The 20,769-nt window shown below is 68.4% G+C and carries 20 protein-coding genes; 12 read left to right on the forward strand and 8 right to left on the reverse strand.

The genetic code is table 11. From position 1 onward, the window contains the following. Window positions 1-19 precede the first annotated feature (19 nt). The 5 genes from C6A87_RS23705 to C6A87_RS23725 are packed head-to-tail and all read left to right on the forward strand — an operon-like array spanning window position 20 to window position 5,639. Window positions 20-1,447 (forward strand): amidase family protein, encoded by a 1,428-nt coding sequence (locus C6A87_RS23705; protein ID WP_311114474.1) that lies wholly within the window; start codon window positions 20-22, stop codon window positions 1,445-1,447. Beyond that, window positions 1,444-2,193 carry a GntR family transcriptional regulator gene (locus C6A87_RS23710; RefSeq protein WP_311114475.1) on the forward strand — a complete coding sequence of 250 codons (750 nt, stop codon included), beginning with the start codon at window positions 1,444-1,446 and terminating at the stop codon, window positions 2,191-2,193. The genes C6A87_RS23705 and C6A87_RS23710 overlap by 4 nt, the downstream gene beginning before the upstream one ends. Further along, window positions 2,144-3,436 carry an FAD-dependent oxidoreductase gene (locus C6A87_RS23715; RefSeq protein WP_311114476.1) on the forward strand — a complete coding sequence of 431 codons (1,293 nt, stop codon included), beginning with the start codon at window positions 2,144-2,146 and terminating at the stop codon, window positions 3,434-3,436. Before C6A87_RS23710 ends, C6A87_RS23715 begins: the two co-directional genes overlap by 50 nt. Continuing rightward, window positions 3,433-4,584: a Xaa-Pro peptidase family protein gene (locus C6A87_RS23720; protein WP_311114477.1), complete on the forward strand. Its 1,152-nt coding sequence runs from the start codon at window positions 3,433-3,435 to the stop codon at window positions 4,582-4,584. The genes C6A87_RS23715 and C6A87_RS23720 overlap by 4 nt, the downstream gene beginning before the upstream one ends. Then, window positions 4,584-5,639 carry an asparaginase gene (locus C6A87_RS23725; RefSeq protein ID WP_311114478.1) on the forward strand — a complete coding sequence of 352 codons (1,056 nt, stop codon included), beginning with the start codon at window positions 4,584-4,586 and terminating at the stop codon, window positions 5,637-5,639. The genes C6A87_RS23720 and C6A87_RS23725 overlap by 1 nt, the downstream gene beginning before the upstream one ends. Here C6A87_RS23725 and C6A87_RS23730 read toward each other — a convergent pair. Together C6A87_RS23730 and C6A87_RS23735 are read right to left on the reverse strand one after the other, a co-directional pair. After that, a complete protein-coding gene (locus tag C6A87_RS23730) occupies window positions 5,581-6,447 on the reverse strand; it encodes an SPFH domain-containing protein (RefSeq protein WP_311114479.1) in 867 nt (288 codons plus the stop codon). The two genes, C6A87_RS23725 and C6A87_RS23730, sit on opposite strands and share 59 nt — an antisense overlap. A gap of 80 nt (window positions 6,448-6,527) precedes the next feature. Further along, a complete protein-coding gene (locus tag C6A87_RS23735) occupies window positions 6,528-7,550 on the reverse strand; it encodes an oxygenase MpaB family protein (protein WP_311114480.1) in 1,023 nt (340 codons plus the stop codon). 78 nt (window positions 7,551-7,628) lie between these two features. Here C6A87_RS23735 and C6A87_RS23740 point away from each other — a divergent pair, with 78 nt between their 5' ends. The 5 genes from C6A87_RS23740 (at window position 7,629) to phoU (ending at window position 13,480) form a co-directional block, all read left to right on the forward strand. Beyond that, complete coding sequence (locus C6A87_RS23740; protein WP_311114481.1) at window positions 7,629-8,210, forward strand: TetR/AcrR family transcriptional regulator; 582 nt, start codon at window positions 7,629-7,631, stop codon at window positions 8,208-8,210. A 106-nt stretch (window positions 8,211-8,316) separates the two neighbouring features. Next, window positions 8,317-9,324: an acyl-ACP desaturase gene (locus C6A87_RS23745; RefSeq protein ID WP_311114482.1), complete on the forward strand. Its 1,008-nt coding sequence runs from the start codon at window positions 8,317-8,319 to the stop codon at window positions 9,322-9,324. Window positions 9,325-9,401: 77 nt separating this feature from the next. After that, window positions 9,402-10,487: a tRNA dihydrouridine synthase DusB gene (gene dusB, locus C6A87_RS23750; RefSeq protein ID WP_396837115.1), complete on the forward strand. Its 1,086-nt coding sequence runs from the start codon at window positions 9,402-9,404 to the stop codon at window positions 10,485-10,487. Between the two features lie 218 nt (window positions 10,488-10,705). Further along, window positions 10,706-12,724, forward strand: a complete 2,019-nt coding sequence (locus tag C6A87_RS23755) for an LCP family protein (RefSeq protein ID WP_311114483.1) — start codon at window positions 10,706-10,708, stop codon at window positions 12,722-12,724. Between the two features lie 87 nt (window positions 12,725-12,811). Continuing rightward, the gene (phoU, locus tag C6A87_RS23760) at window positions 12,812-13,480 is read left to right on the forward strand and encodes a phosphate signaling complex protein PhoU (protein ID WP_311114484.1); all 669 of its coding nucleotides are present in this window, start codon (window positions 12,812-12,814) and stop codon (window positions 13,478-13,480) included. A gap of 81 nt (window positions 13,481-13,561) precedes the next feature. On the opposite strand, the gene pstB is transcribed toward phoU, so the two are convergent. The 6 genes from pstB to C6A87_RS23790 form a co-directional block, all read right to left on the reverse strand. Further along, window positions 13,562-14,338 (reverse strand): phosphate ABC transporter ATP-binding protein PstB, encoded by a 777-nt coding sequence (pstB, locus tag C6A87_RS23765; protein ID WP_311114485.1) that lies wholly within the window; start codon window positions 14,336-14,338, stop codon window positions 13,562-13,564. A 22-nt stretch (window positions 14,339-14,360) separates the two neighbouring features. Further along, on the reverse strand, window positions 14,361-15,278 hold the full coding sequence (gene pstA, locus C6A87_RS23770) for a phosphate ABC transporter permease PstA (protein ID WP_311114486.1): 918 nt from the start codon (window positions 15,276-15,278) through the stop codon (window positions 14,361-14,363). Next, window positions 15,275-16,333 carry a phosphate ABC transporter permease subunit PstC gene (pstC, locus tag C6A87_RS23775; RefSeq protein ID WP_311118061.1) on the reverse strand — a complete coding sequence of 353 codons (1,059 nt, stop codon included), beginning with the start codon at window positions 16,331-16,333 and terminating at the stop codon, window positions 15,275-15,277. The genes pstA and pstC overlap by 4 nt, the downstream gene beginning before the upstream one ends. Before the next feature lie 47 nt (window positions 16,334-16,380). Then, the gene (pstS, locus tag C6A87_RS23780) at window positions 16,381-17,514 is read right to left on the reverse strand and encodes a phosphate ABC transporter substrate-binding protein PstS (protein WP_311114487.1); all 1,134 of its coding nucleotides are present in this window, start codon (window positions 17,512-17,514) and stop codon (window positions 16,381-16,383) included. Window positions 17,515-17,631: 117 nt separating this feature from the next. Next, complete coding sequence (gene mshD / locus C6A87_RS23785; RefSeq protein ID WP_311114488.1) at window positions 17,632-18,549, reverse strand: mycothiol synthase; 918 nt, start codon at window positions 18,547-18,549, stop codon at window positions 17,632-17,634. After that, window positions 18,546-19,340: a response regulator transcription factor gene (locus C6A87_RS23790; protein WP_311114489.1), complete on the reverse strand. Its 795-nt coding sequence runs from the start codon at window positions 19,338-19,340 to the stop codon at window positions 18,546-18,548. The genes mshD and C6A87_RS23790 overlap by 4 nt, the downstream gene beginning before the upstream one ends. A gap of 178 nt (window positions 19,341-19,518) precedes the next feature. Here C6A87_RS23790 and lmeA point away from each other — a divergent pair, with 178 nt between their 5' ends. Beyond that, complete coding sequence (gene lmeA / locus C6A87_RS23795; RefSeq protein ID WP_311114490.1) at window positions 19,519-20,313, forward strand: mannan chain length control protein LmeA; 795 nt, start codon at window positions 19,519-19,521, stop codon at window positions 20,311-20,313. Further along, the gene (locus C6A87_RS23800) at window positions 20,310-20,741 is read left to right on the forward strand and encodes a thioredoxin family protein (protein WP_311114491.1); all 432 of its coding nucleotides are present in this window, start codon (window positions 20,310-20,312) and stop codon (window positions 20,739-20,741) included. Before lmeA ends, C6A87_RS23800 begins: the two co-directional genes overlap by 4 nt. The last annotated feature ends 28 nt before the right edge of the window (window positions 20,742-20,769 follow it).

A 20,769-nucleotide genomic window follows, 5' to 3' on the forward strand; every position in this document is an offset into this window, starting at 1 on the left:
TCGGTGTCCTGCAGTGCAGGTGAGTGAGTACTCCTCGTTCGACGCCACCGCGCTGGCCGGGTTGGTCACCGCCGGTGAGGTCACCGCAGCCGAACTCGTCGAGTCGGCGCAGCGGGCCTGTCAGTCGGTCAACGCCGAGCTCAACGCGGTCGTCGAGGTCTACGAGGATCCACGGATCCCGCAAGCGGTGGATCCCGCGGCGGTCTTCGCGGGAGTGCCGTTCCTGACGAAGGACTTCGGCGCCCACGAAAAGGGCCGTCGGCAGTGGATGGGGAGCCGGGCCGTCGACGACCGGCTGACCGCCACCGAGTCGCCACTGGCGCGCCGCTTCGGCCGAGCCGGCCTGATATCGATAGGGCGTTCGGCGACATGCGAATTCGCGGTGACGGCCACGGTCGAGTCTGCGCGGTTCGGGCCGACGCGCAACCCCTGGGACCTGTCTCGCACCGCGGGCGGATCCAGCGGCGGCGCGGCCGCGGCGGTGGCGGCAGGCATCGTGCCGATGGCACACGCCACCGACAGCGGGGGCTCGATCCGCATCCCGGCCGCATGTTGCGGCCTCGTCGGCCTGAAGCCGACGAGAGGTGTGATACCCACGGGAACAACAGATTCCGTTCAGGTCGATTTCCACACAGAGTTCGTCATCACCCGGTCGGTGCGGGATGCGGCGAGAGCATTGTCGTCATTCCGGCATTCCTCCGCCGGGTCGCCGGGACTGCCCACCGGTCACCGCAAGCGCAAGATCGCCGTTGCCACCCAGGCGTCCTGGCTGCCTGACGTGGATCCGGCGATGGCCGCCGCGACGTGGCACACGGCCCGAATCTGCGGGGATCTGGGCCACAGCGTCGAAGAGGCGGCGCCCCAGGTGGATTGGCCCCCACTGTTCGAAGCGATGAAGGATGTGTGGGCACTGGGCACGCTCGACACCGTCCGGGCATGGTGTGACCTCTCCGGCGCGGCGCGCCGGCCCGCCGGCATCGAAGGCCTGACCTGGGATCTGGTGGTGCGCGCACAGCGCCTCACCCGCACCGGCATCTTGGATGCGATATCGAAGATCGACGGTGCCGTAGGGACTTTCGCTGCGTTCTTCGACGAGTACGACATGCTGTTGACCCCGACCCTGCCGTCACCGCCCCCGCCGATCGGAGTGTTCTCCCCCGACATGGACCTCGACTCCTACTACCGCAGCAGCGTCGGCATGATGGAACCTGCCGTAGCCATCTTCAACGCGACCGGCCAGCCGGCGATCTCCGTGCCCGCCGGTCTCTCCGATGGTCTCCCGGTCGGCGTGCAGATCGCAGCGGGCAGCCATCAGGAACCGGCGCTGCTGTCGCTGGCCGCCATGCTGGAATCGGAGATCGGCTGGGCACGGTGGACGCCGCCGGTCCATGCCGGACCGCACGCGCCGACCCCAGACGCACCCGACGAGGAGGGGCACTCCGAATGACCGACACGTTCCGTCTCAGCCCGCCTCAGGCCGCGTTCGAGCAGCTCCGGTCCTGGATCCTGGCGGGATCGCTGCCGCCCGGACAGCGACTACAGGTGCGCGACGTCGCGCTCGGAATGGGCTTGAGCACCATGCCCGTTCGTGAGGCGTTGATCCGGCTGGAGGAGGCAGGCCTGGTCACCCAGGAACCGCGCAAAGGCGCGGTGGTGTCGCAGCTGTCGCTGGACGACCTGCACGACTACTACGACCTGCGCCAGATCCTCGAGCCCCCCTCGCTGCAGGCCGGGGTCGAACGCATGACACCCGAGCGGTCGGCCCGGTTGCGGTCCACCATGACCGCCCTGCAGGAGGCTGTGGACGACGGCGACCTGATCACGGTCCTCGATCTGGACGAGCAGTTGCTGCTCCTCATCCACGGCGCCGTCGCCAACAGACAACTGACCAGAGTGATCAAGTCGACCTGGGCCCGCGTGCGGCCCTACAAACTGCTGTTCACCACCACCGCCCAGGACGACGCCGGCGCCTACATCGCCCGTGAAGACGCACGGTTCGTCGAGCTCGCCGAAATGCGGGACGGCCCAGGCGCGCATGAGCTCATGACGCAGAGCCTGGCCAACGCGAAACTGCGGCTGTCGGAGCTGTTGCGCAGCCACGACGGCACCCCACCCGGCCGCGCCAAGGGTGACTCCCTGGTCGATGTCATCGCCCGCCTCGCCGCCGCAGACGGGACCGACGTTGGCGGCTGACATCGCACGCCTGCGTGTCCTTGTGATCGGGGGTGGCGTCATCGGCCTCAGCAGCGCCTACCACCTGGCTCAAGCGGGTCACCGCGTCACCCTGATCGAACGGGGCACGTGCGGCCGCGGAGCTTCCTGGGGCAACGCGGGCTGGATCGTGCCGTCACTCGTGGCGCCGTTCAACGCCCCGGGGGCCGTGCCCCAGGCACTGCGCGCGATGCGAAACCCGGACGGCCCCATTGCGTTACGTCAACTTCCGACATGGTCGTTGGCGCGCTGGGGCCTGGCTTTCCTGCGCAACAGCAGGGCCGACCGCAGCCGGGCCTCGCTGCAGGCGTTGACCGCGATGGCCTCCGGCGCCACCGCCGACGTCACCGCACTCGCGGACGAACTCGGCTTCGAGACACATCGCACCGGTCTGCTCCTCCCGTTCCGCTCGCAGACCGCACTGGACGCCTATCTCGCCACCCACGCCGAGGTGGTGGCGGCCGGATACCGCGGCCGCGCAGAAGAACTGAGCGCCGCCGACACCGCCGCGCGGGAACCCGAGCTGGCCTCCGATGTCATCGGCGGGGTCTACCTGCCCGACGAGGTGAGCGTGCGGCCCGACGCCATGACCGGGGCGCTGTTCGAGGCGTTCACGGGACTCGGCGGCGACGTCGCCGAACACGAGGCCGCCGCCTCGGTCGAGCGCTCGGCTGGCGAGTGGCGCGTGACGACCTCTCGGCGCGCACTTTCCGGTGATGCCGTGATACTCGCCGCCGGGGAACACTCCGCCGCGCTGGCCCGCACGTGCGGGGTTCGGCTGGCGTTGCAATCCGGACGTGGGTGCAGCATCACCCTGCCTCCCGTGCTCGAGCTCCGCGGACCGGTCAAGATCGCCGAAGACCGGATCGCCTGCACCCCGTTCGCCAGCGGCGAGGTCCGCATCTCGGGCACCTTCGACCTGGTCCGCCCCGACGCCGGCACCGCGCGCGGCAGGATGCAGGCCGTGCTGAGCGCAGCGTCCGCCACCCTGCCCGCCCTGCGGGACCTCGATATCTCCCACCTCGACGTCTGGAGCGGCGCGCGCCCGTGCACGCCCGACAGCGTGCCGATCGTCGGACCGGTCGGGTCCGCGCCCGGGCTGTTCGTCGCCTCCGGCCACGGCACGTTGGGGATGACGCTTGCACCCGCCACCGGACGGGCCATCACGGCCATGGTGGGCGCCGCACCGATCCGTCACACCGCGAAAGGAAACACGATTCCGTGACCCGCATTCCCCAGCAGCTGCACTTCTCCGTCGAGGAGTACCGGGCCCGGCTGCTCCGCACCCAGGCCGAGATGGAGCGACGCGGCCTCGACGCGCTGCTGCTGCACCAGCCGGAGAACATCGCCTGGTTGAGTGGCTTCTGGCATGACGGGTTCTTCGCTTACCACTCGCTGGTCATCCCGGCCGAGGGAGAACCGATTCTCGTCGAGAGATCATTGGAAGATCCTGTGGCGCAGGAACTCTCATGGGTGTCGGACCGGCGCGGATACTTCGACGGCGAAGATGCCGAAGCCCTGGCCGCGGCTGTGGTCGCCGAGGTGACCGCGACCGGCGGCCGGATCGGTGTCGAACTCAACTCGGCGTTCCTGACGGTGAACAGGTATCGCCGCTTGGCCTCGCTGCTCGCCGGCCGGGAGCTGCTCAGCCATCACGACATCGTCGAGGACCTGCGCCAGATCAAATCCGAGCAGGAGATCTCCTACATCCGCACCGCGGGCCGGATCGCGTCCGCGGCGGTCACCGCGGGACTGCGGGCGGCGCAGGTCGGCGCCACCGAACTCGACGTCGCGGCCGCCGTCGCGCAGGCGCAGGCCGCGCACCGTCACGACTCGTTCTTCGGGGGCGTCGGCGGCACCATCTGCAGCGGCTGGCGCACCATCCAGCTGCACGGGCAGCAGACCGGCCGCACGCTGGAGGCCGGTGACCGGCTGCGCCTCGAGCTGCCCGGGATCTATCGGCAGTACTGGGCAAAGCAGATGCGCTCGGCCGTATTGGGCCGCGCCGATGCCGACCTGCTACGCGCTCACGACATCCTCTGCGCTGCCCAGGATTCCGCCATCTCGGCGATGGCGCCAGGAGTCCCCGCGGCGCACATCGCGGAGTTGTGCCGCCGTCCGGTGCTGGACGCCGGGCTCATCGACCGCTACGAGAACCGCGTCGGTTACGGCCTCGGACTTCAGTTCCACCCGACCTCCGGCGATTTCGCGCTGGACATCGACCATCGCACCCCCCGTAAGCTCGAGGCCGGCATGGTCTTCCATATGCTCCTCTTCGCCGCCGGTGCCGCGATCAGTGAAACCGTCGTGGTCACCGACGACGGCTGCGAGGTGCTGACCGAGGGGTCGCGGTCCCTGCCGCAGGTCGGCTGATGCGCGTTCCGACGGTCGCCGTGATCTCGATGGGCGGCACCATCTCTTGTGCACCCGGTGACACCGGGACCGGCCTGGTGCCGCGCACCGATGCCGGCGACATGGTGTCCGTGGCCGGGGTGGACATCCGCCCCGTGCGGTGGAGTCTGACCGACTCCTCCGAGATCACGTTCGACGAGATCGCCCGCCTCGGTCACGAGGTCCGCAGGCAGACAGCCGAAGGCGCGGACGCCGTCGTCGTCACCCAGGGCACCGACACGCTCGAGGAGACCTCCTACGCGCTGAGCCTGTTGCGCCCGCTGGACCGCCCGGTGGTGTTCACCGCCGCGATGCGCGCACCGACCGTCCCGGGTTCCGACGCCGCCGCGAACCTGTCCGCGGCGATCACCACGGCCCTCAGTCCCGAGCTCGCGCACGCGAGCGCCGGGGCCGTGGTGGTGATGAACAACGAGATCCACTCCGCGAAATGGGTGCAGAAAACCCACACCCAGCGCGTCGACGCGTTCGGTTCCGGCGACCGGGGCGTCCTCGGCGTGCTGTACGAGGGCCGACCGACCTTCCTGCGCCGCGACCCACCGCCGGTCGTGCCCCCGCTTCTCGACACCGATGCCGGAGGTGACGTCAGGGTCGCGCTGCTGACCGCGGCCCTCGATCAGGACACCCATCTGTACAGCGCTGTCCAGCGGGCCGGCTACCGCGGCCTGGTGGTCGAAGGCCTGGGCGGCGGACACGTCAGCGGTGCCGCTGCCCGGGTACTCGGTGACGCCGCGCAGGAGATCCCGGTGATCTACGCCTCGCGCACCCGGGCGGGCGCTGTGCTCGAACGCACCTACGGCTCCCCCGGCGCCGAACTGGATCTGCTTGAGCGGGGGTGCATTCCGTCAGGGGAACTGCCCGCGGTGAAGGCCCGCGTGCTGCTGACCGTCCTGCTGCGGTCGGGGCACGGGCGCCAGAGCGCAGAGGCTGTGCTGCGGGCCGAGGGCGGGGCGTACGGCGCTACCGCGCAGGCACCGTCGGCACCACTGATGTGTTCGGCCAGCAGCCCAGTGGGCTGAGCGAAGCTTCCCTCGCCGCGTCGAGGCATTTGCTGACCAGCACGTTCGGGCTGTCCGAGACCGAACCGGCCAGGATCTCGTTGGCCCGCGCCTCGGCCTCGGCGGTCTTGGCCCGCTGTTCGGCGACGCGCGTGTTGGCCCGCTCGGCGTTGAGCGCGTTGATGCGGCCCTGGGTGGCTTCGTCGTAGCTGACCAGCGGAATGATGACGTTGATGATGTCGACCTGGTCGCCGACCTTGGCGCGGAGGTTGTCGGCGACATGGTCACCCAGCGCCTGGACGTCGGTGCCCTCGACGTTCTCCGGCGCCAGCGGGTCGAAGTCGGCGAACACCTCGTTCAGGGCGGCCCGCAACTCCCGGGTGACGAGGTTCTCGCGGACGTTGTCGAAGTCCCGGTAGTCGAGGAACAGCTCGTCGGCGGCGGCCGCCCGGATCCGCCACCGGACGCTGTTGTCCACATACGCGGTCGAGTTGTTGCCGAGCCGGACCATGGTGGCGTACTCGCCGGTGTGGTTGTCGATCTGGATGGCGCCGTCCATCTCGGTCACCGACTCCCAGGGCGCCTTCAGGTGCAGGCCGTTGCTCAGGGTGCCGCTCGGCCGCCCGAGGGTGGTGACCACGCCGATGTTGCGCGTCGACACCATCGTCGTCGACCCGAGGATCAGCACCAGGACCGTCAGTGCTGCCGCGCCGGCGGCGATGCGGGTCCCGCGGATATGGCCCGTCTCCTCCGATGCCGTCGCTCGCGACACGAGCCCGAAAGCGCCGAGAAGCACCAGCACGATTGCTGCGTAGATCTCCCACGGCACGTCGGCGACCTCTTCTCTGGCGACATCGGGTTAGCCGAATCGTACGATCAAGATCATTTGTCGGCATGCCCGGCGCGCAGTCAGACCTTCGGGCTGTAGTAGTGCGGGTTGTCGCGATATTCGACCGGCGGCAGGTTGCGGGCCGGCGTCTCGACCAGCGGCGCGTCCGCGGGCAGCCGTCCGTAGGCGCGGTCCATCGCGGAGCGCTTGCGCGGGTGCATGAGCCACCGCTTGGGCAGCACCTTCGTCGCCAGCGTCACCACGTCGCAGAACCGCCGGTGCAGGAACTCCTGGCGCGGCGACCAGGTGTAGCCCATCAGCTCTCGCACCGGCGGGTCGTAGAGCGCGACGGTCATGAAGGTCAGGAAGCGCTGCATCACCATGAGGTTCAGCTTCCACAGCGGATCCGGAACCCATTCCAGCGACGGATGTTTGGGCATCGTCGACAGATCCATCACCTCGCGGGCCGCCCAGTTGTTCTCCAGGACCTCGGTGCACATGTGGTCCCAGTACTCCTGGAACTCCTCCCAGGTCTTGGGCACCGGCCGCATGCTCATCCCGTACATCCGGTACCAGGTGATGTGCTCGTCGAACAGTTGGCGTTTGTCGGCCTCACTGATCCCGCCGCCGAACTTCTCGGCGGCCAGCAGCGTGGACTTGAAGAACGTCGCGTGCGCCCAGTAGAAGACCTCCGGGTTCAGCGCGCTGTACCGCCGGCCTTGCTCGTCGACCCCGTTGAGGCCGATGTGGTAGTCCCGCACTTGGGCGCCGGTCTTCGGGGCCCGGTCGGCGTCGAACACCACCCCGCCGATCGGGTAGATCGACCGCAGCAGTCGCGGGATGCGCTCCATGAAGAAGATGGAGTGATCCTTGACCGCCGCCCCGAGCTGCGGATGCATGTTCTGCATCGACCCGGCCCAGGTGCCCTGGAACAGGCCCGTCCACTGGCCGAAGTACTTCCAGGTCAGCGAATCGGGGCCGAGCGGCGCCGGCGCGGAGTCGTAGCCACCCGAGCTGACCGGACAGCCGGCGGCCAGGGGCACTGCATCCGGTGCGGATTCATCGCTGGTGACAGGGCCCGCCGCGGAAGTATCTTGAGTCACTGGTGCTCTTCCCTGGTGAAGTTGTGCCGCACGATATTCTGACTACATGCGTTGTCAGTAACAAAGCTTAGGAGGACCGTGGCGTCGGGTCAACGACGCGGTAGGTGGTCGGGCGTTCCGCTGCAGGACCGTCAGGCGCTTCGCCGCGACGAACTGATCGCCGCGGGCGTCGCTCTGCTGGGCCGCCCCGAGGGGCCGCACCTGACCGTGCGCGCAGTCTGCAAAGCCGCCGGTCTCACCGAGCGCTACTTCTACGAGAGCTTCTCCGATCGCGACGAGTACGTCGCTGCCGTCTACGACGACGTCTGCACCGCCGCGATGGCCGCACTGATGAAGTCCGAGAGCATGCGCGACGCGGTGGAACGGTTCGTGGCGTTGATGATCGACGACCCGGCCCGCGGCCGAGTGCTGCTGTTGGCCCCCGAAGCCGAACCGGTACTGGCCCGGTCGGGGGCGCGGTGGATGCCCAACTTCATCGACCTGCTGCAGCGCAACCTCACCCAGATCAGTGATCCGACCACCCAGGCGATGGTCGCGACGGGCCTGATCGGGGCACTCACGGCGTTGTTCACCGGCTACCTGGACGGCCGACTGGATGTGACCCGGGAGCGGTTCATCGATCACTGCGCTGAGCTACTGCTCAGCAGATCCGTTACCTAATCGAGCCCTTCACCTCGGCGCCAACCGCAGCGCGGCGACTTGAATGTCACCGAGATACACAGATATATTGACTGCAACCACTAGGTACAGATAACTGGGAGGTGTCGTGTCGCAAGACCTGACCGACCTGCAACTGCTCAAAGAGCTCGAGCCCGTAGTCGAGCCTCTGGTCAACCGCCACATGCGGATGAAGAAGGACTGGAACCCGCACGACTTCATCCCGTGGTCCGACGGCAAGAACTACTACGCCCTCGGCGGCCAGGACTGGGACATCGAGCAGTCGAAGCTGTCCGAGGTCGCCCGGGTCGCGATGTTGACCAACCTGCTCACCGAGGACAACCTGCCCTCGTATCACCGCGAGATCGCGATGAACTTCAGCATGGACGGCCCGTGGGGTTTCTGGGTCAACCGCTGGACCGCGGAGGAGAACCGGCACGGCATCGCGCTGCGCGACTACCTCGTGGTCACCCGCAACGTCGACCCCGTCGAGCTGGAGATGCTGCGCATCGAGCAGATGACCCGCGGCTTCAGCCCGGGCCAGAACCAGCAGGGCGGGATGGAACTGTTCGCCGAGAGCCTGTTCGACTCGGTGATCTACGTGACGTTCCAGGAGCTCGCGACCCGCGTCTCGCACCGCAACACCGGTAAGGCGTGCGACGACCCGATCGCCGACCAGCTGCTGCAGCGCGTCTCGGCCGACGAGAACCTGCACATGATCTTCTACCGCGACGTGTCGGAGGCCGGCTTCGAGATCGCCCCAGACCAGGCGATGAAGTCCCTGCACAAGGTGCTGCGCAACTTCAAGATGCCCGGGTACACCATCCCCGACTTCCGGCGTCGCGCGGTGACCATCGCCTCCGGCGGTGTGTACGACCCGAAGATCCACCTCGAAGACATCGTGATGCCGGTGCTGAAGAAGTGGCGCATCTTCGAGCGCGAGGACTTCAACGGCGAGAGCGCGCGCATGCGCGACGACCTCGGCCTGCTGGTCGAGGAGCTGCAGGCGACCGTCGACAAGTTCGAGGTCGCCAAGCAGCGTCGCGAGGCGCGGCTGGCGCAAATGGCCGAGAAGAAGGCGGCCAAGGCACAGCTGGTGGGATCATCAGCGTCGTAACAGACAACACCCGGCCGGCCCGATCCGCACTGCGGATCGGGCCGATCGCGTTGCACAGTCCGGTCGTGCTGGCGCCGATGGCCGGCGTGACCAACGTCGCGTTCCGGACGCTGTGCCGTGAACTGGAGATCAGCCGCGCGGGCACCGTCAGCGGGCTCTACGTGTGCGAGATGGTCACCGCGCGCGCGTTGGTGGAACGCCACCCGGTCACCATGCACATGACCACGTTCGCGCCGGAGGAATCGCCGCGCTCGCTGCAGCTCTACACCGTCGACCCGGTAAACACCTATGCCGCGGCCAAGATGATCGTCGACGAGAACCTCGCCGACCACATCGACATGAACTTCGGCTGCCCGGTGCCCAAGGTGACCCGCCGTGGCGGCGGCGCCGCGCTGCCCTACAAGCGCCGGCTGTTCGGCCAGATCGTGGCGGCCGCCGTCCGCGCCACCGAAGGCACCGACATACCGGTGACGGTCAAGTTCCGGATCGGGATCGACGACGCCCACCACACGCATCTGGACGCGGGACGCATCGCCGCCGAGGAAGGCGCCGCGGCGGTCGCGCTGCACGCCCGCACCGCCGCCCAGCGCTACTCCGGCAGCGCCGACTGGGACCAGATCGCCGCGCTGAAGGCCCATGTCACCAGCGTTCCGGTGCTCGGCAACGGCGATATCTTCGACGCTCGTGACGCGCTGGCCATGATGGTCGCGACAGGCTGCGACGGGGTCGTGATCGGCCGCGGCTGCCTGGGGAGGCCGTGGCTGTTCGCCGAGTTGTCCGCCGCGTTCAACGGCACCACCCCGGCCACCCCGCCCACCCTCGGGGAGGTCGCGCAGATCATCCGCCGGCACGGCGAGCTGCTGTCCGCCCACTTCGGAGAGGACAAGGCGATGCGGGACATCCGCAAGCACGTCGCGTGGTACCTGCACGGATTCCCCGCGGGCGCGGATCTGCGCAGGTCGCTGGCATTGGTCAAGACGACCTCCGAGCTCGACGAGCTGCTCGATCAGCTCGACCCCGACGTGCCGTTCCCGCCGGCGGCGAACGGTCCGCGGGGTCGGCAGGGCTCGGCCGCATCGGTGACCCTGCCCGAAGGTTGGCTCGACGATCCGGACGACTGCACGGTGCCCGCGGGCGCAGACGTCATGCACTCGGGAGGCTGATCCGGGCATCGAGACGGTTCTGAGACACATCTGACACCAGGGTTCGGCTGGAGGTCTCTCAGGATGTCTCAGTACGATGAGAGATCAAATGCCTGTCTCCACTGGCGGAGGCGGGCTCGATGCTCTAGACAATGAACAGGCACTCGGCAGTCTGCGGCCGGTGCGCAACGACGCGCACGGCCCTCATGACGCCGTGACGCTGGGAGGCCGGTAGGAACATGAGCGACGGCGACATGGAAGATGCCGCTGCCACTCCGGGCCGCGCACGTACCGGCGACGACGGATCGGGCGACCGGTCCGACAGTGACTGGCTTACCCGATCGCGGCGCCCGAAGCCAGGCGCCGCGCCGTGGGAGCGCGCAGCAGACGCTCCCCCCGACGCCGACTCCCAGGACACGGAGTCCGCGCCGATCACCGTCGCCGACCTGATCGCCAAGATCCACGGCGACGCCCCGTCCGTCCCGATCCCCCGGCGGCGCCGCGCCCGGCCCGAACCCGACGACGAAGCAGAGCCCGCCGAGACGCCGCACCCCGCGCCCGGACCCGAGGCCGAGCTCTACCCCGACACCGCCGACCTGGACACCACGGTCCTTCCGGCCGTCGACCTGAGCCGCGCCGAACTGCCGGATCTGGCCGCCTTCCCCGCCCCCGCGCACACGTCCCCGAAGCCCCGGATGCGTCCGTCCCACCGGGTCGCTGTCGCCGGCCGGGTCGCCGCAGCGCTGGTCGCGGTCCTCGCCCTGGTGCTGACCGGTGGTGCGTGGCAGTGGCAGTCCGCCAAGAACAACCTGCTCAACAGGGTCTCGGCGCTGGACCCGGATTCCCGCGACATCCTCGACGCCAACGCGCAGTTCGGCGACGAGAACTTCCTGATCGTCGGCACCGACAGCCGCATCGGCGCGAACAGCGAGATGGGTGCGGGATCCACCGACGACGCCGCAGGCGCGCGGTCGGACACCGTGATGCTGGTCAACATCCCGGCCAACCGCAAACGCGTGGTCGCTGTGTCGTTCCCCCGCGACCTCGAGATCGACCCGATGCAGTGCGAGCCGTGGAATCCCGAGACCCGCGAGTACGGCACGATCTACGACGAAGAATCGCCGATGTACGGCATGGAGAAGGTCTACACCGAGTACAAGCTGAACTCGGCGTTCGCCGTGGGTGGGCCGAAGTGCCTGGTCAAGGTCATCCAGAAGCTGTCCGGCCTGCACGTGAACCGGTTCATGGCCGTCGACTTCGCCGGCTTCTCCAAGATGGTCGACGCACTCGGCGGTGTGGAGGTGTGCAGCACCACCCCGATCGAGGACTACGAACTGGGCACCGTGCTGGCCACCGCCGGCCGCCAGACGGTCGACGGCCACACCGCGCTGAACTACGTGCGTGCCCGCCAGGTGACCACCGAGACGAACGGCGACTACGGGCGCATCAAGCGGCAGCAGCTGTTCCTGTCGTCGCTGCTGCGTTCGCTGATCTCCAAGGAGACCTTCTTCTCGCTGTCGAAGCTGAACAACGTGGTCAACATGTTCATCGGCGACAGCTACGTCGACAACGTCGACACCAAGGACCTCGTCGACCTGGGCCAGTCCGTGCAGGGCGTGAACGCCGGGCGCATCACGTTCGTCACGGTGCCGACGGTCGGCTACGCCGACGAGTGGGGCAACGAGATCCCGCGCACCGACGACATGCGGGCGCTGTTCGACGCGATCATCAACGACGATCCGCTGCCCGAGGAACGCAACGCCGACAACACCCCGGTGTCCGGCCCCGAGGCGCTGGCGAATTCGACAGCGACGCAGCCCGGTCAGTCCGACGACAGCCAGGTCGTCGACGCCATCGCCACCGACCCCGAGAGCGTCACCGTGCAGGTGTCGAACTCGACCGGCTCGGCGGGGCTGGGGGCCAGCACGTCCACCGCACTGGAGGCCCACGGCTTCAACGTGGAGACGCCCGACGACTACCCGGGGCCGCTGTCGCGCACCACCGTGTTCTTCTCCCCCGGCAACGAGGAGGCCGCCGCCACCGTCGCCTCGGCGTTCGGCGACGCCGCCATCGAGCGCGCCACCGGGCTGGGCGACGTCGTGCAGGTGGTCCTGGGCACCGACTTCGACGCGGTCAACGCGCCGTCCCCCAGCGGATCGCCGGTGCAGGTGCGCGTCATCCGCGGCACCAAGTCCCCGGCCACCGCGCTGCCGGAGGATCTCACCGTGACCAACGCCGCCGATACCAGCTGCGACTAGCATTCCCATCATTTCGGCAGGTGGCATTCACCTTTCGTTCACCGCCAGCTCGTGACTGCGGTTCAACGGCCCCGGTAGGGTTTATCCATGCGTACCGCCTACCACGAGCAGTTGGAGGCCCTGTCGAACAGGCTCGGCGACATGTGCGAGCTTGCCGGGGCCGCGATGGAGCGAGCCACCCAGGCCCTACTCCAGGCTGACCTGGCGTTGGCCGAGCAGGTGATCACCGACCACGAACAGATCGCCGCCCTCAGCGTCCGCGCCGAGGAGGAAGCCTTCGTCATCCTGGCGCTGCAGGCCCCCGTGGCGGGAGACCTGCGCGCGATCGTGAGCTCCATCCAGATCGTCGCCGACGTCGACCGGATGGGCGCACTGGCGCTGCACGTCGCCAAGATCGCCCGCCGCCGCCACCCCCAGCACGCGCTTCCCGAAGAGGTCAACGGCTACTTCGCCGAGATGGGCCGGGTCGCCGTCGAGCTCGGCCACAGCGCCCAGGAGGTGCTGCGCACCCGGGACCCGGAGAAGGCCGCCCGGATCCGCGAAGAGGACGACGCGATGGACGACCTGCACCGTCATCTGTTCACGGTGCTGATGGATCGCGAGTGGAAGCACGGGGTGGCCGCCGCCGTCGACGTGACCCTGCTCGGGCGCTTCTACGAGCGCTTCGCCGACCACGCCGTGGAGGTGGCCCGGCGGGTGATCTTCCAGGTCACCGGGCGCACCGGCGACGACGAGGAACTGCCCGCCTCGCGCTGACCGCGCGCTCGCGTGAGCTGACGAAGAAACCGCCCCATTTCCGGTGGAATGGGGCGGTTTCTCCGTTCGCGCGGGGCCCGGTCAGCCGAAGCGCCCCGAGATGTAGTCCTCGGTGGCCTTCTTGGTGGGGTTCGAGAAGATCTTCTCGGTGTCGTCGATCTCGATCAGCTTGCCCGGCTTGCCGGTGGCCTCGAGGTTGAAGAACGCCGTCTGGTCGCTGACCCGCGCCGCCTGCTGCATGTTGTGCGTGACGATCACGATCGTGAAGTCCTGCTTGAGCTCGGAGATCAGGTCCTCGATCGCCAGCGTCGAGATCGGGTCGAGCGCCGAGCACGGTTCGTCCATCAGCAGCACGTCGGGCTGCACCGCGATGGCCCGGGCGATGCACAGCCGCTGCTGCTGACCACCCGACAACCCGCCGCCGGGCTTGTCCAGCCGGTCCTTGACCTCGTTCCACAGGTTGGCGCCCTTGAGGGAACGCTCGGCGACCTCGTCGAGCGCCTTCTTGTTCCGGACGCCCTGCAGCTTCAGCCCGGCCACCACGTTGTCGCGAATCGACATGGTGGGGAAAGGATTCGGCCGCTGGAACACCATGCCGATGGTCTTGCGCACGCCGACCGGGTCGACGCCGGCGCCGTAGATGTCCTCACCGTCGAGCAGCACCGAACCTTCGACCCGGGCACCGGGAATGACCTCGTGCATGCGGTTGAGCGTGCGCAGCACCGTCGACTTCCCGCAGCCCGAGGGACCGATGAACGCGGTGACGCTGCGCGGCTCCACTGACAGCGAGACACCCGCCACCGCGTGGAACGCGCCGTAGTAGATGTTGACGTCCTTGAGGTCGAGACGTTTGGCCATGAGGGGTTTCTCCTAAACCTGCTCAAACCTTTTTAGGGGCGAAGAATTTTGCGAGGAAGCGGGCGCCGATGTTCAGCGCGGCGATGAGCACGACGAGGGTGAGCGCCGCACCCCACAGCCGGTCGGTCGGCACCGGGTTCGCGCCGGCGCCCGCGGAGGTCTGGTCGAACATCATGCCGGGCAGCGAGCCCATGAAACCGCTGAACATGTCGAAGTTGATGGCCTGCGAATAGCCCACCAGGATCAGCAGCGGCGCCGTCTCGCCCATCACCCGCGCCAGCGACAACAGGATTCCGGTCACGATGCCCGACAGTGCGGTCGGCACGACGATCTTGGCGATCGTCTTCCACTTCGGGACGCCGAGCGCGTAGCTGGCCTCGCGCAGGTCCATCGGCACGATCCGCAGCATCTCCTCGGTGGAGCGCACGATCACCGGGATCATCAGCAGCACCAGCGCCAGCGACACGGCGAAGCCGGACCGCTCGAACCCGAACGTCGCCACCCACAGCGCGTAGATGAACAGCGCGGCCACGATGGACGGCACACCGGTGAGGATGTCGACCATGAAGGTCGTCACCTTGCCCATCCGGCTCCCGCCGGCGTACTCGACCAGATAGATGCCGACGAACACCCCGACCGGGATCGAGATCACCGCGCAGACGGCGGCCTGCAGCAGCGAACCGACGATGGCGTGGTAGGCGCCGCCACCCGCGGCGAACGCCGTCATGCCCGACTGCGAGTACAGCCACCAGGTGCTCGACGTGACCGCGCCGATCCCCTTGGCGACCACGGTGTAGAGCACCCACACCAGCGGCACGAGCGCCACCACCACCGAGGCGGTGACCAGGACGGTCGCGAAGTGGTCGGTCAGCTTGCGACGCGTGCTGACGCCCTGAAACGTCGGCGCTTTGACCGGCTGGTCCAGCGTTGCGGAGGTCATGAGGCGGACCTGTCCTTTCCGGAGACCGCGGCGCGGGCCAGCGAGTTGACCACGAAGGTCAGGATGAACAGCACCAGGCCCGCGGCGATGTAGGCCCCGGCCTTGTACTGGTCGTTGAACTCCGAAGCGGCGGAAGCGATCTTGCTCGCGAAGGTGTATCCGCCGTCGAACAGCGACCAGCCGAACGCCTGCTGGGTGCCGCGCAGGATGATCAACAGCGCGATCGTCTCGCCCAGCGCACGGCCGAGGCCCAGCATTGCGCCGCTGATGTAGCCCGACATGCCGAACGGCAGCACCGTGGTGCGCACCACCTCCCAGCGGGTGGCGCCCAGCGCCAGCGCGGCCTCGATCTGCCCCCGCGGCGTCTGGACGAACACCTCGCGGGTCACCGCGGTGATGATCGGCAGGATCATCACGGCCAGCACGATGCCCGCGGTGAAGATCGTGCCGCCGCCGGCCACGGACGCGGTGCCTGTGGCGAACAGGAAGAACCAGCCCAGGTTCTCGTTGAGCCAGACCGCGAACGGTTTGATCACCGGGGCCAACACGTACAGGCCCCACACGCCGTAGATGATCGACGGCACCGCGGCCAGCAGATCCACCATGTAGGCCAGCGGGCCCGCGATCCGCTTCGGCGCGTAATTGGTCTGGTAGATCGCGATGCCCAGCGCGACCGGCATCGCCAGCAGCAACGCGAAGACGGACACGAACACCGTGACCTGCAGCAGATCCAGAATGCCGAACTGCATCGACGAGGTGTCGGTGGTCACCCAGTTGCCGCCGAAGAGGAAGAAGTTCTCCTCGTTGCGGGCCAGCGCAGGCACCGCACGCCACAGCAGGAAGATGCCGATCGCGGCGATGATGGCGACGATCAGGACGCCCGACCCCTCGGCCAGGGTGCGGAAGATACGGTCCCCGACACGCTCTTTGGCGTTCCTGGACGGATCGGTCGATATCGGGGTCGGCTCGGGGAAGGGGGCGGCCAAGGCCTCCCCCGACCCCGCGTCCGACGGATTCGGCGTTGTCAATGCGAGCCCATCGCGCTTGTAGGTCATTCGGTCAGAACCCATCCTCGCCGCTGCCCGTCAGTTGCGCCAATAACCTAGGCGCTCGACCCGATGGCCTCGATCGAGGTCAGCAGGCGCTCTTTGAACTTCTCCGGGAGCGGCACATAGCCGGCCGCCGACAGATCCGCCTGGCCGTCGTTGGCCGCGACGGTGAGGAACGACTTCACCGCGTCGGCGGTCTCGGCGTCGTACCCGTTGGAGCACACGATCTCGTAGGTGGCCAGCACCAGCGGGTACGCGCCGGACTCCTGGGTGCCGTACAGCGAGCCCAGATCCAGCGCGAGATCGTTGCCCTCGGCGGCGAACTGGGCGGCGTCGATCGCCTTGCCCGCGGACTCGTCGGTCAGCGCGACCGGTCCGCTGCCGTTGTCGATCTGGGCGTAGGGGATGCCGGCCTGATCGGCGAAGCCCTTCTCGACGTAACCGATGGCGCCGGGGGTGGACTGCACCGCCTGCGCGACACCGGCCGACTTCTGGGCGCCCTCACCGGCGCCGCCCTGGAACTCGCTGCCGTCACCCTTGGTCCACGCGCCGCCCGAAGCGGCTTCCAGGTACTTCTGGAAGTTGTCGGTGGTGCCGGACGAGTCGGAGCGGAAGATCGGCGTGACCTTGCTGTCCGGCAAGGTCTTTCCGTCGTTGAGCGCGGCGATCGCCGGGTCGTTCCAGGTGGTGATCTGGCCCTGGAAGATCTTGGCCAGTGTGTCGCCGTCGAGCACCAAACCCTCGACACCCTCGAGGTTGTAGGCCATCGCGATCGGGCCGAACACCAGCGGCAGGTTCCACGCCGGGTTGCCGCCGCACCGCTGCGCGGCTTGGGCGGCCTGCTCCTCCTTGATCGCGGAGTCCGAGCCGGCGAAGTCGACGTTGCCTGCGACGAACTGCTCGCGGCCCGCGCCGGAACCGGTCGGGTTGTAGGACAGGTTCTTGCCCTGACACTTCTGAGACCACACCTGGTTGAACAGCGCGATCGCGTTCTGCTGGGCGGTCGACCCCTCGGCGGTCACCGAGTTCTTGCCGGAGCAGTCGGCGGCGGAGGCAGGGGCGGCACCGGTGTTGGAGGATCCCGCAGGCACGTTGTTGTCACTGCCACAGCCGGCGAGCGTCAACGCGGTGATTGCTGCGACCGAGACGGTCGTACCAAACGTCCTGCCGAACATGTTCAGCTTCACTGATCCCACTTTCCTGTTGGGGTGCCCAGACGGCTCCGAACTCTCCGGCAACGTATGCGGCCGGAGTGGACGGATCGGGGATGGTGGGTTAACGCGAAGTGAACAGGTGCGGTGATCTCACAGGTCGGCGGGTGCGGCCTGTGCGTAGGCCACGTCGGTGTTGGCCACCTCGAAACCCAGTCGACGGTAGGTCTTCACCGCGGCGGTGTTGTCGGCCTCGACGTACAGCATCACCTCGGCGGATCCGCCGGTGCGCAGCAACCGTTCGGCCAGATGGTGCACACCGATCAACGTCAGTAGTCCGCCGAGTCCCCGGCCCTGCGCGGACGGGTCGACACCGACCACGTACACCTCGCCCAAGGTCGCGGAATGCGTCTTGGTCCAATGGAATCCGAGCAACCGCCGGTCGGTCTCGTCGAACGCCAGGAAGAAGCCGGCCGGGTCGAACCACGGTTCGGCGCGGCGGGCGGCGATGTCGTCGGCGGTCCAGCCGCCCTGTTCGGGGTGCCAGGAGAACGCGGCGTTGTTGACCCGCAGCACCTCGGCGTCGTCCTGTGGTCCGGAGTACGTGGTCACGCGCACCCCCGGGGCCGACGGCACCGGCGGCAGGTCCCGCAGCGACCGCCGCATCTGCAGCAACTCCCGGACCGGTTCCAGGTCCAGGGCGCGCGCAGTGGCCTGTGCCGGCGCGAGATTGCCGTGCGCCCACAGCCTGGTGTCGGGTCCGCCCGCCTCCAGCGCAGCGCGGATCATCTGCGAGCCGATGCCGCGACGCCGGGCGTCCGGGTGGACCACGAGTTCACCCATCGGCGGGGCGTCCTCCCCGGGCGGTGTGAGGTTCAGATAGCCGCGGAGCCGGCCGTCGGCGACGGCCACCAGGTGCCGGGTGCGCTGCCCACCCAGTTCGCGCAGCACCTGATCACCGACAGGCGCGATCGAGTCGTGCGCGGCGGCGTCGGCGATCAACTCGCGGATGTGTTGCTGGTCGGCTTCGGACAGGGTGTCCTGCCACCCGACCGAGGGCTGCGCGGTCACTGACTGCGCAGCGCGTCACCGAGCGCTTCCGGCACCTCGTCGGGCGCCAGCGCCCCGATCCCGTCGTCGTAAGGGTCCTCGCCGTCGAGATCGTCGGGGATGTCCGCGGCGGGGGCCCGTCCCCGGGCTGGCCGCACGGCCTTGTAGCCGACATTGCGGACCGTGCCGATCAGCGATTCGTACTCGGGGCCCAGTTTCGCGCGAAGACGCCGCACGTGGACGTCGACGGTGCGCGTGCCACCGAAGAAGTCGTAGCCCCACACCTCCTGCAGCAACTGCGCGCGGGTGAAGACGCGTCCGGCGTGCTGCGCGAGATATTTCAGTAGCTCGAACTCCTTGTAGGTCAGGTCGAGCGGGCGCCCGCGCAACCGCGCGGTGTACGTGCCCTCGTCGATGACGAGCTCGCCGAGGCTGATCTTGCCGACGTTCTCCTGGCTGGCCACGCCGCCCCGGCGTCCCACCAGCAGCCGCAACCGGGCGTCGATCTCCGCGGGCCCGGTGCTGGGCAGCAGGATCTCATCGAGGCCCCATTCGACGTTCACGGCGACCAGCCCGCCCTCGTTGACCACCGCGACGACCGGCACCGATGTGCCCGTGGTGCCCAGCAGACGGCACAGGCCGCGGGCGGCCGCCAGATCCGTGCGCGCGTCGACGATCGCCACATCCGCGGTCCCGGCTTCGAGCAACGACGAGACCTCGGTCGGCGCGGTCCGGACAGTGTGCGCCAGCAGGGACAGCGAGGGCAGCACCGACTCGGGACGCGGGTCAACCGTCAGTAGCAAAAGATCCAACTGACCCCTCCAACCGCTGTGGAGTGCTCTCCCGGACAACGATGTCGCGTGGTGATATTCCAGATTCATGGCCGACACACGGCTGTTACCCAGCCGATAGCTATCTAACGATAGCGCGCCACCTGCCGGTAAGCCGCGCGGAACCGTGCCTTGCTTTCGCGTCGGCAACAATGACCGGGTGCGCAAGCTCGTAATCAGTGCCCTCGGGACCCTCGTCGTCGTCGCCCTCGGGTTGGTCGGCACCGACTTCGGCGCCGCGATCTACGCCGAATACCGCCTGGCCAGGAGCGTTCGCAGCTCCGCGGACCTCGACTGGGACCCGTCGGTGGCGATCCTGGGATTCCCGTTCATCCCCCAGGCGCAGCGTCACCACTACGACGAGGTGGAGATCAAGGCCAGTGGTGTAGATCACGGGGTCGTGGGTAAGGCGTCCCTGGAGGCCACCATGCACTCCGTCGGGCTCGGCGACTCGTGGCTGGTGCAACCGGGCGCGACCCTCACCATCGAGAAGCTGGAGAGCCGGATCATCATCGACTCCACGCACATGGGCCGCTACATGGGCATACCGGACCTGCTGATCGAGGCCCCGACCCGGGAGACCGAGGACTCCACGGGCGGGACCACCGAGTCGGGCATCTCCAGCAATCGCGGCGTCGTGTTCACCGGCACCCCGGACAAGGCGGGTTTCGACGAGCGGGTCAGCATCGCGGTCGACCTGTCGGTCACCGGACCGGAATCGACGACGCTGGTGGTGACCGCGACCGGCGTGCTCACCGAGCCGGGCACCGCCGACCAGGCCGTCCCCGACGACAAGCTGCCCGCGGTGCTGGCGGCGTTCTCGACGACTCTGCCGGGACAGAAGCTGCCGTTCGGCGTCGCCCCGACGACCCAGGGCGCGCGCGGATCCGACGTCATCATCGAAGGCATCGCCGAGGGAGTAACCGTCGACCTCGACGAGTTCCGTATGTCATGAGCGCCTCCTGGATCGCCGTCATCGCGGTGCTGATCGCCGCGTTCGGACTCGCCTTCGTGATCGGCAGGCTGTTGATGCTGCGCGACGGGTTGAAGAAGGGCGCCGCGCAGTGGCCCGCGCTGGACGACTCCGACGTCGAGGAACTGGGGCTGTCGCGGTCCGGGCCGACGGTCCTGCACTTCACCGCGGTGTGGTGCGGGCCGTGCGCGGGGGTGCGCCGGGTGGTCGATCAGGTGTGCGCGGACCTGCCCGGCGTCTCACATGTGGAGATCGACCTGGACGCCAAACCGGAGGCGGGACGCAAGCTTTCGGTGCTGTCGCTGCCGACGACGTTCATCTTCGACGCCGACGGCAGGCAGCGCTATCGGAGCTCGGGCGTGCCGACCGCCGCTGACCTGCGGGCAGCCCTGCAGGAGCTGTTGGCCTGAGCACCCCGTCGTTGGGTAAGCTGTCAGC

Source organism: Mycobacterium sp. ITM-2016-00317, assembly GCF_002968295.1.
Lineage (GTDB): Bacteria > Actinomycetota > Actinomycetes > Mycobacteriales > Mycobacteriaceae > Mycobacterium.